Below are 13457 nucleotides of genomic sequence, written 5' to 3' on the forward strand. Positions count from 1 at the left end.
ATCTAGCGGTTGAACCGCTCCACCAGTGAATATTGGCTACCGGCCGTGCTGTTGAGGGCCTCACTCAGCACTGCCGAGTGCTGTGCCTGCTCGGCAGTTTGGTCGGCCAGGTCGGCAATAGTGCTGATGTTACGGCTGATCTCGTCGGCCACCGCAGTCTGCTCCTCTGTCGCAGCGGCAATTTGCGTGGCCATGTCGGTGATGTTCGCCACGGCTTCACTGATGCCCACTAGCGCCTCGTCAGCCTGCATGACCCGATCGACACCTTCCTGGGCCTGGCGGTGCCCACTTTCCATGGTCGTCACGGCGTTGCTGGCAGTTTGCTGGAGCTTGGCGATCAGGCCGTGAATCTGCCCGGTCGATTCGGCCGTGCGCTGGGCCAGCTGCCGCACTTCGTCGGCAACCACGGCGAAGCCCCGGCCCATTTCGCCTGCCCGTGCCGCTTCGATGGCGGCGTTCAACGCCAGCAAGTTGGTCTGGTCGGCAATGCCCTTGATGACATCGACCACACCGCCGATCTCGTCGCTGTCCTTGGCCAATTGCGTCACGGTCTGGCCAGTTTCTCCAACTGCGGCTGACAAGCGTTCGATGGCTGCCCGGGTTTCACCGGCAATTTGACGGCCCTGGCCTGTCAAGCGATTAGCCTGCTGGGTCGCATCGGCGGTGCGTTGTACATGGTTGGCCACCTCCTGGGTGGTGGCGGCCATCTGGTTCACTGCGGCAGCGACCTGTTCGGTTTCCACACGCTGGCGCTCCAGGCCTGATGAACTCATATGCGCCAGCTCGTCTGACTGACGCGCCTGATCGCTCAGGTGCTCGGCGCTGTCCTGCAACCGTGTCAGGCAGGTCTTCATCCGGGCATCCTGGCTGAGCATGGCCATTTCCAGGCGCGCCTGCACGCCACGGCTGTCGGTATACATCTGCGCAATCAGTGGATCGGACGTGGTCTGTTCGGCCAGGCGCAACAAGCGCTTGAGCCCACGTTGTTGCCAGGTCAGGCCGAGCAGGCCCAGGGGGACCGACAACGCTGCCGCCAAGGCAAAACCCCATGAGTGTCCGAGCCAGTTGCCGATGAGGAAGCCTATCTGGCTGATCAGGATGAATGGCAACCAGTCCTGCAACACGGGTAACCAACGATCACGGCGCGGCACAGCAGGCTTGCCTTGGTTGATACGCTGGTACAGGGCCTCGGCCCGGCGAATTTGCTCGGCAGTGGGCTTGACGCGCACTGACTCGAAGCCGACGACCTGATTGTTGTCGAAAATCGGTGTGACGTACGCATTGACCCAGTAGTGGTCACCCGACTTGCAACGGTTTTTGACGATGCCCATCCAGGGCAGCCCCTGCTTGAGGGTCTGCCACATGTGAGCAAACACGGCAGGCGGCACATCAGGATGACGCACCAGGTTGTGCGCTGCGCCCATCAATTCATCGCGGGTGAAACCACTGATTTCGATGAAGGCATCGTTGCAGTAAGTGATCACGCCTTTGGCATTGGTGGTGGAAATCAACCGCTGCTTGGCAGGGAAAGTCCGTTCTCTCTGGGTAATGGGCTGGTTGTTGCGCATGGCTAGGATGTCCGCAGGGCTTTGGACTGGTATCGGCACGGTGCGCGCTTTATTGAGGGAATATTTCCAGGAATTGACCCATGGCAGTGCATGGTAGATACGGGTGGGCTACTGGCATTTGTTCGCGGTCGGTTCCCACTGCGATCTTGATAGGTACTTTGGTGGAGGGGAGGCTAGCAAGGGCAGATTGGAAGAAGGAGGGTGCCAGCCTGCGCACAGACTGGCACCCGCGCGGGGCCTACGCGGCGATCAACTGACGCAGCACGTAGTGCAGGATCCCACCCGCCTTGAAGTACTCCACTTCATTGAGGGTGTCGATCCGGCAGAGCACGTCGATCTGCTCCTTCGTGCCATCTTCGCGGAGGATGGTCAGTGCCAGGCTCATGCCCGGCACAATGGCAGCCCCCTCCAGGCCAGTGATATCAATCTGCTCTCTACCCGTCAGGCCGAGTTGTTTACGGTCCTGGCCTGCCTTGAACTGCAACGGCAGTACGCCCATGCCAACCAGATTGGAGCGGTGAATACGCTCGAAGCTTTCGGCCAGCACTGCCTTTACGCCAAGCAAATTCGTGCCCTTGGCAGCCCAGTCGCGGCTGGAGCCTGTGCCGTATTCCTGGCCGGCGATCACCACCAGGGGCGTGCCTTGCTCTTGGTAGCGCATGGCGGCGTCGTAGATCGAGAGTTTCTCGCCGCTTGGCACATGCACGGTATTGCCGCCTTCTTCGCCTGCAAGCATCTCGTTGCGGATGCGAATATTGGCGAACGTACCGCGCATCATGACTTCATGGTTGCCGCGCCGTGACCCATAGGAATTGAAATCGCGAGGCTCCACACCCTTCTCGCGCAAATAACGACCCGCAGGGCTATCGGCCTTGATATTGCCGGCCGGAGAGATGTGGTCCGTTGTGACCGAGTCGCCCAGCAACGCCAGGATGCGGGCGTTGTGGATATCGGTGATCCGAGGCGCAGGTCCTTCGATACCTTCGAAGAAAGGGGGATGCTGAATGTAGGTCGAGTCCTCTTGCCATACATACGTGGCAGCCTCTGGCACTTCGATAGCCTGCCACTGCTCGTCGCCCGCGAACACTTCGGCATATTCGTTGTGGAACATGGCCGTGCTTACCTTGGCCACAGCCTCGGCGACTTCTTGCTGGCTAGGCCATATGTCCTTCAGATAGACCGGCTGCCCGTGCTTGTCGGTGCCCAATGGATCCTGGGTCAGGTCGAGTTTCACGCTACCAGCCAGTGCATAAGCCACGACCAGAGGCGGTGAGGCGAGCCAGTTTGTCTTGACCAGTGGATGCACGCGCCCTTCGAAATTACGGTTGCCAGACAACACCGAGGCGACGGTCAGGTCGGCGCTGCTGATGGCGTTTTCGATAGGCTCGTCCAAGGGACCTGAGTTGCCGATGCAGGTAGTGCAGCCATAACCGACCAGATCAAACCCGAGCTCATCAAGGTAGGGTGTGAGACCGGCCGCCTCGAAGTATTCGGTGACCACCTTGGACCCCGGTGCCAGCGAGCTTTTCACCCATGGCTTGCGCTGCAAACCTTTCTCGAGGGCTTTCTTGGCCACAAGCCCGGCCGCCATCATTACACTGGGGTTGGAGGTGTTGGTGCAGGAGGTGATGGCCGCAATGACCACGGCGCCGTCGCGCAGGGTGTGGGTCTGGCCTTGGTGACTGTAGTCGGCTTCGCCCGCCTGATCGGCATTGCCCACGGCAACGCCACCCCCGCCCTCGCTCTCAAGCCTGCCGACTTCCTTGGCGGCAGGTTTGGGTTGCAGCTCGATGAACTGTTCGAACGCCTGCTTGACCTGGGCTAGGGCAACCCGGTCTTGCGGACGTTTGGGGCCGGCCAGGCTGGACTCAACCTCATTCATGTCCAGCGCCAGCGTGTCGCTGAAGATGGGCTCCTGCCCAGGCAGGCGCCACAACCCCTGAGCCTTGCAGTAGGCCTCGACCAGTTGCACGGTTGCTTCAGGTCGACCCGACAGGCGCAGGTAATCCAGCGTCACTTGATCGACGGGGAAGAAGCCACAGGTCGCGCCGTACTCCGGAGCCATGTTGGCAATGGTGGCGCGGTCAGCCAAGGGCAGCTCGGCCAGACCGTCGCCATAGAACTCCACGAACTTACCTACTACGCCTTTCTTGCGCAGCATCTGGGTGACCGTCAGCACAAGATCGGTGGCCGTAATGCCTTCGCGCAGCTTGCCCGTGAGCTTGAAGCCGATGACCTGTGGGATCAGCATCGACACAGGCTGGCCAAGCATGGCGGCCTCCGCCTCGATGCCGCCCACGCCCCAGCCCAGCACGCCCAGGCCGTTGATCATGGTGGTGTGGGAGTCGGTGCCGACCAGCGTGTCCGGGAAGGCATAGGTGCGGCCGTCGGCTTCGCGGGTCCACACGGTACGCCCCAGGTATTCGAGGTTCACCTGGTGGCAAATGCCAGTGCCAGGCGGTACCACACTGAAGTTGTCGAAGGCACTCTGGCCCCAACGCAGGAACGCATAGCGCTCGCCGTTGCGTTGCATTTCGATGTCGACGTTCTCGCCAAAGGCCTGCGGTGTCCCGTATCGATCGACCATCACGGAGTGGTCGATCACCAGGTCCACAGGCGAGAGCGGGTTGATGCGCTGGGGATCGCCGCCAGCCTTGGCCATGGCCGCGCGCATGGCGGCGAGGTCCACCACGGCTGGCACGCCGGTGAAGTCTTGCATCAGCACCCGCGCGGGGCGGTACTGGATTTCGCGGTCCGAGCGCTTTTCAACGAGCCACTGGGCCAGTGCCTGCAAGTCTTCGCCGGTAACGGTCTTGCCGTCCTCCCAGCGCAGCAGGTTTTCCAGCAGCACCTTGAGCGACATGGGCAATTGCTGCAGGTCCCCGAGCTGCCGAGCAGCTGTCGGAAGGCTGAAGTAGTGATAGGTCTTGTCACCGACATCGAGCGACGTGAGGGTATTCAGGCTATCGAGCGAGGGCATTGCCAACTCCTTCTGAGCCGGTGCCCCGGCAACGTCTCGAAGGGCTGCCGGTGGCACCGCTGTGTACAGGCCCGCACGGCACGGGTCCGACTGAATGGTCAGGTTAGTCCTGTTTGCCTGACCTGACCCTTTTCTGGACCAGCGGGGCATGTCCCAGGTTCCGATCTTCCTTTATCATCGCCGCCCTGCCGGCGCCTGTGTCGCGCCAGCCGTCGTGGAGTGAGAGATGGAAACCCTGTTCATGCATTGCCGGCCCGGCTTCGAGGGTGAGGTGTGCGCCGAAATCAGTGAACATGCCGCCCGCCTGGGGATTGCCGGCTATGCCAAAGGCAAGCCTGGCAGCGCCAGCGCCGAGTTCGTCTGCAGCGAGCAAGGCGGTGCCGAGCGCTTGATGCAGGCGGTGCGGTTCAACCAGCTGATTTTCCCAAGGCAGTGGGCGCGTGGCGCGTTCATCGAGTTGCCCGAGAGCGATCGTATCAGCGTGTTATTGGCGCACCTTGCCGACCAGCCGGTGTTCGGCAGCCTGTGGCTGGAGGTGCTCGACAGCAACGAGGGCAAGGAACTGTCGACGTTCTGCCGCAAGTTCGACGCACCATTGCGCAAGGCGTTGGAGAAGGCCGGTCGCCTGGTGGCTGACCCGAATCGCCCACGACTGCTGTTGACGTTCATCAGTGGCCGCCGGGTGTTTGTCGGGCAGGCTTTTGCTGACAACAGTGCTTTATGGCCGATGGGCATTCCCCGCTTGAAATTCCCGCGTGAAGCGCCCAGTCGCTCGACCTTGAAGCTGGAGGAGGCCTGGCATCAGTTCATCCCACGCGAGCAGTGGGAGCAGCGGCTGGGCGATGACATGACCGGTGTCGACCTGGGGGCCTCACCGGGTGGGTGGACGTATCAGCTGGTACGGCGGGGCATGCTGGTGACGGCCATCGACAATGGTCCGATGGCCGAGAGCCTGATGGACACGGGGCTTGTCCAGCATTTGATGGCCGATGGCTTTACCTGGCAGCCCAGGCACCCGGTGGATTGGATGGTGTGCGACATCGTCGAGAAACCGGCGCGCACGACGGCCTTGATCGAGACGTGGTTAGGGGAAGGGCTGTGCCGCGAGGCGGTGGTGAACCTGAAGCTGCCGATGAAGCAGCGCTATGCTGAGGTGCGGCGGTTGCTCGATCGCATGGAGGCGACATTCAAGGCCCGGAAGGTGAGGGTGCTGATTGCGTGCAAGCAGCTGTATCACGATCGTGAAGAAGTGACGTGTCATTTGCGGCGGGTTGATTTGAAGGGGCGGTGAGGGTCTAACGAGGCCGAGCCAGGCGTGGCCTGTACTGCTTTGCGCTGAATCGGCCGCGATGCTCGAAATCAGGCCAAATCGATCCGTCGCCGTTGCCGTTGCCGTTGCCGTTGCCGTTGCCGTTGCCGTTGCTTTGGCTTTTGCTTCTAAGCGCACGGTAGCTCAGGCGCCGCAGATCGCGACTTCAGGAGGCCGAGCGCAGGGCTTGCGGAGGGAGGTGACAGGCATGGATGCCTGTCAAGCGCTGGGCCCCAGGATGGGGCCTGCAGCGCGGTCCTCCCGGGAGCAAGCCCGGAGCGAGGGAACCCCGGAGCGTAGCGTAGGGGCCGGATGATAGGAGCAGGCGGTTTTTGCTTACTTTTTGACAAGACAAAAAGTGAGCCGCCGTAAGGGCGGAAAGGTGACTGTGCGCCACCCGCGCCAACGAATACCAACTTGCTGTATGCGCCCACGCTTTGAAGTTTGAAGTCTGAAGTCTGAAGTTTGAAGTTTGAAGTTTGAAGTTTGAAGTTTTAGTGTTGGGTGTGGGTGTGGGTGTTGAAAGAGAGCATAGTCCATTTGCGATAGCGACGCTTAATCACCTTTTCGCCATTACGGCGAGTCACTTTTTGTCAAACGCGACAAAAAGTAACCAAAAAACGCTGTGCTCCATTCATACGGCCCCTACGCTGCGCTTCGGGGTTCCCTCACTCCGGTCTTGCTCCCGGGAGGACCGCGCTGTAGGCCCCATCCTGGGGCCCAGCGCTTGACAGGCATCCATGCCTGTCACCTCCCTCCGCAAGACCTGCGTTCGGCCTCCTGAAGTCGCGAAGATCAAGATCAAGGTCAAGGTCAAGATCAAGATCAAGATCAAGATCAAGATCAACAGCAACAGCAACAGCAACAGCAACAGCAACAGCAACAGCAACAGCAACAGCAACAGCAACAGCAACAGCAACAGCAACAGCAACAGCAACAGCAACAGCAACAGCAAGAGCAACAGCAAGAGCAACAGCAAGAGCAACAGCAAGAGCAACAGCAAGAGCAACAGCAAGAGCAACAGCAACAGCAAGAGCAACAGCAAGAGCAACAGCAAGAGCAACAGCAAGAGCAACAGCAACAGCAACAGCAAGAGCAACAGCAACAGCAACAGGCATCGAGCATCTTATACTGGCCGATACCACGAGCTGGAATGTCATGGTTATGTATTTTGAAAAGAAAGGGTGGTATGAACTAGCAATGCCACACAACTTGCATCTTATAGAGATTGGCAACCTGTCTCATTTGTATGGGGAAATTTGCCTTGCACCGCACTTAAAAGCCAACAGATGCCGGGTAGAGGCGGTCTTGCCGGTCCGGCGCCCCTGACCCAGCGGGTCCCCCAACAGCCCCACTTGGCCCGCATCCCTGGAATGCGCCACAATACCCATCATTTGCGGAGCCCTTCATGACCGACCTCACCCCCGATGCCACCCTCGACGCCACCGGCCTCAACTGCCCAGAGCCAGTGATGATGCTGCACCAACACGTGCGCGCCCTCGCCGCCGGCGGCCTGCTGAAAGTCATCGCCACCGACCCCTCGACCCAACGCGACATCCCCAAGTTCTGTACCTTCCTGGGCCACCAACTGCTGGAACAACAGGAAGCCGCCGGCACCTTCCTCTACTGGATCCGCAAGAAAGCTGACTGAGCCGCTCTGGAACACGCTCCGCGTTGAGCCTACACTGCGTTCCCCAGACAGGAGAGCGCCATGCTGATAGTTGCCGACGAAAACATCCCTTTGCTCGATGCCTTCTTCCGAGGGTTTGGCGAGATTCGTCGTTATCCTGGGCGTAGCCTCGACGCCGCCAGCGTCCGGGAGGCCGACATTCTGCTGGTCCGCTCCGTGACCAAGGTCGATCGGCAACTGCTAGAAGGCAGTCGCGTGCGGTTCGTGGGTACCTGCACCATCGGCACCGATCACCTCGACCTCGACTACTTCGAACAAGCGGGTGTCCGCTGGAGCAGTGCACCCGGTTGCAACGCCCGGGGTGTGGTGGACTATGTGCTGGGCAGCCTGCTGACCCTCGCTGACCTTGAGGGTGCATCACTGCCCGAGCGCGTCTACGGCGTGGTGGGTGCAGGCGAAGTAGGTGGGCGGCTGGTGGGCGTGCTACGCGCCCTGGGGTGGAAGGTGATGGTCTGCGATCCATTGCGCCAGGCCGCCGAAGGCGGTGACTACGTCGAGCTCGATACCCTGCTGCAAGCCTGCGATGTCATCAGCCTGCACACACCCCTCGAACGCGGTGGCCAGTACCCGACCTGGCACCTGCTAGGCCCTACAGAACTGGCGAAACTGCGCCCCGGCGCCTGGCTGATCAACGCCAGTCGAGGGGCAGTGGTGGATAATGGCGCATTGCGCACGCTCCTGCAGCAGCGCGATGACCTGCACGCGGTGCTGGACGTGTGGGAAGGCGAGCCCCAGGTCGATCTGCGGTTGGCCGACCTGTGTACCGTCGCCACCCCCCACATCGCCGGCTATAGCCTCGATGGCCGTCAGCGTGGCACCGCCCAGATCTATCGCGCGTTGTGTCAACACCTGGGCGTGGAGGAGCGCATTCAACTGGCCGACCTGTTGCCGCGCCCGCCAGTCGCGCAGATTGAATTGGACGCCGAGGCCGATCTGCAATGGGCACTGGCCATGCTATGCCGCGCCGTCTACGATCCGCGCCGCGATGATGCCGATTTGCGCCGCAGCCTGAGCGAAGACGCGCAGCAGCAACGTGCGGCTTTCGACCTATTGCGCAAACACTATCCGCCACGCCGTGAAATCGAAGGGCTATCCGTGCGCATCCGTGGTAACTCGCCCCAGCTTGCGCAGCTGATTGACGCTATCGGAGCAAAAAGGGTCTGACGCTCGGGGTTGCCCCAGGGCAAAGCAGCACGCATAAAAAACCCGGCGCTTGCGCCGGGTCAGGAATAAGGTGATCAGTTTTTCTGCGAGCGCTCGACCCGGCTTTCTTCCAAGGCCTTGCAGGCCTGCTGGATCATCTGCTCGGTGATCGGTACCTCCCGCCCTTGGGCGTCGATCAGCGCGCCGCTTGCCTGGGGGGACGGTGCGTGACGGGGCGTGTGGTGTTCGCGGTCATGGTGCAAGCTCATGCAGGGTCTCCTCTTCAGATGACGTCTGGTATCAACCTTGCGCCTGGCAGATCTTCGACGCGGGTGCGGCGCAACCTGAGGCTGGGCCATAGTCCACCAGAGATGGCGAACAAGTGCCAGAGCGCGGTTAGAACAATAGGCTATAGCCGCGCCAGACAGTTCCGTGCTGCGGCATGAATGGTAGGCTGCATGTTCCGCCTTCGAGAGCAGATCCATGGCCTCTACAACTCCGCGCCCCAGCCGCGCTTTGCGCCTCGGTTGGCATTTTCTTCGCCCATATCGGCGGCGCCTGGTGCTGGCCTTGCTGGCACTGGTGGTGACTGCCGGCATTACCCTGTCCATGGGACAAGGCATCCGCCTGCTGGTGGATCAGGGGTTCATGACCGGTTCCGTCCATCAGCTCAACCAGACCCTTGGCCTCTTCCTGCTGCTGGTGCTGGCCCTGGCGGTAGGGACCTTCAGCCGGTTCTACCTCGTCTCCTGGATAGGTGAGCGGTGCGTGGCGGACATTCGTCGCGCCGTTTTTGACCATCTGCTCGAGCTTCATCCGGGTTTTTTCGAAGACAACCGCAGCTCGGAAATACAGTCTCGGTTGACGGCCGACACCACGTTGCTGCAATCGGTGATTGGCTCGTCCCTGTCCATGTGCCTGCGTAATGCGCTGATGGTGGTGGGGGGTGTGGTCTTGCTGTTCATCACCAACCCGAAACTGACCAGCATCGTGGTCGTGGCATTGCCGGTGGTGCTGGCCCCGATCCTGCTGTTCGGTCGTCGTGTGCGCAGCCTCTCCCGCCAGAGCCAGGACCGGGTGGCAGATGTGGGTAGCTATGTGGCCGAAACCCTGGGCCAGATCAAGACCGTGCAGGCCTACACTCATCAAGCCCACGACCAGGCACTGTTCGCCGAGACGGTGGAGTCGGCATTTGCAGTGGCCCGCCAGCGCATTGCGCAGCGGGCCTGGCTGATTACCGTGGTGATTGTGCTGGTGCTAGGCGCTATCGGCGCAATGCTGTGGGTCGGCGGCCTGGACGTTATCGCCGGGCGTATGTCGGGGGGTGAGTTGGCGGCGTTCGTGTTCTACAGCCTGGTAGTGGGCAGTGCGTTCGGCACACTCAGCGAGGTGATTGGCGAGCTCCAGCGTGCTGCTGGAGCAGCAGAGCGCATAGCCGAATTACTGGCAGCGCAAAGCCAGATTCTGGCGCCATCCAGTGCGCGGCGGCTGGCGGGAGGCCGTGCACGGGGCTGCCTGACGTTGCAGCGCGTGGTGTTTGCCTATCCCTCGCGACCCGAGCACAAGGCTATCGATAACCTGAGCCTGGCCATCCAGGCAGGCCAGACGCTTGCATTGGTCGGTCCCTCCGGTGCGGGTAAATCCACCCTGTTCGACCTGCTTCTGCGCTTCTATGACCCTCAGCACGGGCAGATTCTGCTCGATGACCACCCCATCGACCAACTCGACCCCGACCACCTTCGCCAGCAGTTTGCATGGGTCGCACAGCAACCGGCACTGTTTCGAGGTACGGTGGCGGACAACATTGCCTACGGACGCCCTGGCGCTTGCCTGGCCGACATCGAAGCAGCCGCGCGCGCAGCCCATGCCGACGGGTTCATACGCCAGTTGCCGCAGGGCTACCAGACTTGCCTGGGGGAGGGCGGGGTGGGTTTATCCGGTGGGCAGCGCCAACGGTTGGCGATTGCCCGTGCGTTGCTGGTGGATGCCCCGATCCTGCTGCTTGACGAGGCGACCAGCGCGCTCGACGCTCACAGTGAGCACCTGATCCAGCAAGCTTTGCCGCGCCTGATGGCGGGGCGGACAACGGTGGTGATCGCGCACCGTTTGGCCACGGTACAACACGCCGACCGCATTGCCGTGGTCGACCAAGGCAAAGTGGTCGCCACTGGGACCCACAGTGAGCTGATTGAAGCCAGCCCGTTGTATGCACGGCTGGCAGCGCTGCAATTTACGTCCGCTTGAAAGGCTGGCCGGCTGGTGCGCGATGCAGGTATGAGCCTGAGTCGTGAACAACAAAAAACCCGCACAAGGCGGGTTTTTTGAAGGACTTGGTCGGAGAGACAGGATTCGAACCTGCGGCCTTCTCGTCCCGAACGAGACGCGCTACCTGGCTGCGCTACACTCCGATGAACAAAATCCTACTGCATCCGAAATTTGCCCGCAAGTCCTTGTAAAAGAACGAAGCTTTGGCCAACTCGGATGGGCTATCAGAGTTCTTTGACGGTGCGAATCTGGTCTTTATTCAGACGCATGCGCTTGCCATCGAGCTGCTCGAACTCGTAGAAGCCGGAATCTTCATCATAGGACGGCTTGTCCACCGCCTGGATTTCGCGACCGTCGTTCAAGGTGATGACAGTTGGGGTCGAGCAACCGGCCAGGGCAGCCAGGCCCAGGGCGAGCATAAAGGCGGGAAGGGTCCGTTTGATCATCGTGTTTCTCCAGTGCGATGGTGCAAGATGACTGTTAAGACGCGGGACGTTAGTGCAAGTTCCTTGCGCGTGCAGCATAACGGCATTCGCTCGGCGCGATCCAGTGAAGACAGCGCACCCCACGCCGGCGGGGGTGCCCTGTGATATAACTGCCGTCATTGCCATCACCAGTGACCGATACCTATGAAAGCCTCGGCAGACACCCCGTTCGTTCCTCTCAATATCGCCGTGCTCACGGTCAGCGACACCCGCACGTTCGACAACGATACATCGGGCCAGGTCTTCGTAGACCGGCTGACAGCGGCGGGCCACCGGCTCGCCCAACGCGCACTGCTCAAGGATGATCTCTACAAGATCCGTGCCCAGGTCGCGACCTGGATCGCCGATGACACCGTGCAGGTGGTGCTCATTACTGGCGGTACCGGTTTTACCGGACGTGACAGTACGCCCGAGGCGGTTATTTGCCTGCTCGACAAGCAGGTCGACGGCTTTGGCGAGCTGTTCAGGCAGATCTCCGTGGCGGATATCGGTACCTCGACCGTGCAATCGCGGGCACTGGCAGGGTTGGCCAACGGTACCCTGGTGTGTTGCCTGCCCGGCTCGACCAATGCGGTGCGCACCGGTTGGGACGGTATCCTGGCCGAACAGCTCGATGCACGGCACCGTCCCTGCAATTTCGTCGCCCATCTGAAGCAGGCGGCGGCCTGTGAAAGCCGTGGCTGAGGCCGTGCAGCCCAGGCCACTGATGCCGGTGGAACAGGCCCTCGAGCAATTGCTGGCCTTGGCAGATGCCGCGCCGATTCGCGACACCGAGCGCGTGGCGTTGGCCGAGGCACAAGGCCGAGTGCTGGCCAGTGCTCTGGTGGCTTCGCTCGATCTGCCGCCTTGGCCCAACAGCGCAATGGACGGCTATGCCCTGCGCCGGGCCGACTGGCAGGGGGCGCCGCTGCCGGTCAGCCAGAGAATCTTTGCCGGCCACGCACCTGGCCCACTGCAGCCTGGCACCTGTGCGCGGATCTTCACGGGTGCACCGGTTCCCGAAGGCGCCGACTGCGTGGAGATGCAGGAAAATACCCAGGTTCATGCCAATGGCCATGTGCAGTTCCTGCACCCCCTCAAGGCGCTGCAGAACATTCGCCCGCAAGGACAGGAAACCCGCAAGGGTGAGCAGGTGCTCGACGCCGGCACGCGTCTTGGGCCAATCGAGTTGGGCTTGGCCGCCACCCTGGGTCATGGTCAGCTCGATGTGGTACGCAGGGTGCGGGTGGCAGTGCTGTCTACCGGGGATGAACTGGTCGAGCCAGGGCTGCCGCTGGGGCCTGGGCAAATCTACAACAGCAATCGTCGCTTGCTGGTGAGTTGGTTGCAGCGCCTGGGATGCGACGTCACCGACGCCGGTATCCTGCCTGATGACTTGGCCCGTACCCGCGCGAGCCTGGCTCAGTTGCAAGGGGTGGACCTGATCCTCTCGACAGGTGGCGTCTCGGTGGGCGAGGCCGATTATCTGGGCGCGGCCCTGCGCGAGGCCGGTGAGCTGGCCTTGTGGAAACTGGCGATCAAACCCGGCAAACCGTTGACCTTCGGACACTTCCAGGGCGTGCCGGTGATCGGCCTGCCCGGTAACCCGGCCTCTACCCTGGTGACCTTCGGCCTGCTGGCGCGCCCCTACTTGTTGCGCCGTCAGGGTGTGATCGACGTCGCCCCGCTGCGCGTGTGCCTGCCCGCCGGTTTCGATTGGCCCAAAGCTGGGTCACGCCGTGAGTACCTGCGTGCGCGCATCGAGCAGGGCAAGGTGTGCCTTTACCCTAACCAGAGCTCTGGCGTGTTGCGCAGCGCAGTGTGGGCCGATGGGCTGGTCGAGGTGCAGGAGGGCACTACGCCTGGTCAAGGTGACCTCGTACCCTTCATTCCCTTCAGTGACCTACTCGGTTGACGCACGCCAGCGGCGCAGGCTCGCTCCAGTGCGCGAGCCCTGCGCCGCAATATTTGAACGACCGTGCAACAATTGGTAACGGCTAAGAGTCAAGATGCAGGTGGTCAATTATGGAGGCACCTA

General features: G+C 61.6%; 11 protein-coding genes and 1 tRNA gene. 7 read left to right on the forward strand and 5 right to left on the reverse strand.

Annotated elements, in window-relative coordinates:
* Positions 1–2: 2 nt before the first annotated feature.
* A complete protein-coding gene (locus CWR53_RS07530) occupies positions 3–1568 on the reverse strand; it encodes a PAS domain-containing methyl-accepting chemotaxis protein (protein WP_058604537.1) in 1566 nt (521 codons plus the stop codon).
* A gap of 238 nt (positions 1569–1806) precedes the next feature.
* Positions 1807–4548 (reverse strand): aconitate hydratase AcnA, encoded by a 2742-nt coding sequence (gene acnA, locus CWR53_RS07535; protein ID WP_100851162.1) that lies wholly within the window; start codon positions 4546–4548, stop codon positions 1807–1809.
* Between the two features lie 226 nt (positions 4549–4774).
* On the opposite strand from acnA, the gene rlmM reads away from it, so the two are divergent.
* From rlmM to pdxB, 4 genes are all read left to right on the forward strand, one after another.
* The gene (gene rlmM, locus CWR53_RS07540) at positions 4775–5839 is read left to right on the forward strand and encodes a 23S rRNA (cytidine(2498)-2'-O)-methyltransferase RlmM (protein ID WP_058604539.1); all 1065 of its coding nucleotides are present in this window, start codon (positions 4775–4777) and stop codon (positions 5837–5839) included.
* A 758-nt stretch (positions 5840–6597) separates the two neighbouring features.
* Complete coding sequence (locus tag CWR53_RS22930) at positions 6598–7032, forward strand: hypothetical protein (protein WP_181405503.1); 435 nt, start codon at positions 6598–6600, stop codon at positions 7030–7032.
* A gap of 233 nt (positions 7033–7265) precedes the next feature.
* The gene (gene tusA / locus CWR53_RS07555; RefSeq protein WP_058605718.1) at positions 7266–7508 is read left to right on the forward strand and encodes a sulfurtransferase TusA; all 243 of its coding nucleotides are present in this window, start codon (positions 7266–7268) and stop codon (positions 7506–7508) included.
* 60 nt (positions 7509–7568) lie between these two features.
* Positions 7569–8711 (forward strand): 4-phosphoerythronate dehydrogenase PdxB, encoded by a 1143-nt coding sequence (gene pdxB, locus CWR53_RS07560; RefSeq protein ID WP_100851163.1) that lies wholly within the window; start codon positions 7569–7571, stop codon positions 8709–8711.
* A 74-nt stretch (positions 8712–8785) separates the two neighbouring features.
* On the opposite strand, the gene CWR53_RS22935 is transcribed toward pdxB, so the two are convergent.
* Entirely contained in the window at positions 8786–8959 is a 174-nt protein-coding gene (locus tag CWR53_RS22935) for a PA1571 family protein (protein ID WP_165919263.1), read from the reverse strand.
* Between the two features lie 214 nt (positions 8960–9173).
* Here CWR53_RS22935 and CWR53_RS07565 point away from each other — a divergent pair, with 214 nt between their 5' ends.
* Positions 9174–10934: an ABC transporter transmembrane domain-containing protein gene (locus CWR53_RS07565; protein WP_100851164.1), complete on the forward strand. Its 1761-nt coding sequence runs from the start codon at positions 9174–9176 to the stop codon at positions 10932–10934.
* 87 nt (positions 10935–11021) lie between these two features.
* Here CWR53_RS07565 and CWR53_RS07570 read toward each other — a convergent pair.
* A tRNA-Pro gene (locus tag CWR53_RS07570) sits at positions 11022–11098 on the reverse strand.
* An 81-nt stretch (positions 11099–11179) separates the two neighbouring features.
* Positions 11180–11401, reverse strand: coding sequence for a YgdI/YgdR family lipoprotein (locus CWR53_RS07575; RefSeq protein ID WP_023534255.1), 222 nt, complete (start codon positions 11399–11401; stop codon positions 11180–11182).
* Between the two features lie 183 nt (positions 11402–11584).
* Here CWR53_RS07575 and moaB point away from each other — a divergent pair, with 183 nt between their 5' ends.
* Positions 11585–12124 carry a molybdenum cofactor biosynthesis protein B gene (gene moaB / locus CWR53_RS07580; protein WP_100851165.1) on the forward strand — a complete coding sequence of 180 codons (540 nt, stop codon included), beginning with the start codon at positions 11585–11587 and terminating at the stop codon, positions 12122–12124.
* Entirely contained in the window at positions 12108–13334 is a 1227-nt protein-coding gene (gene glp, locus CWR53_RS07585; protein ID WP_100851166.1) for a gephyrin-like molybdotransferase Glp, read from the forward strand. The genes moaB and glp overlap by 17 nt, the downstream gene beginning before the upstream one ends.
* Positions 13335–13457 lie beyond the last annotated feature (123 nt).

This window comes from Pseudomonas sp. SGAir0191 (genome assembly GCF_002812565.2).
GTDB classification, from domain to species: domain Bacteria; phylum Pseudomonadota; class Gammaproteobacteria; order Pseudomonadales; family Pseudomonadaceae; genus Aquipseudomonas; species Aquipseudomonas parafulva_B.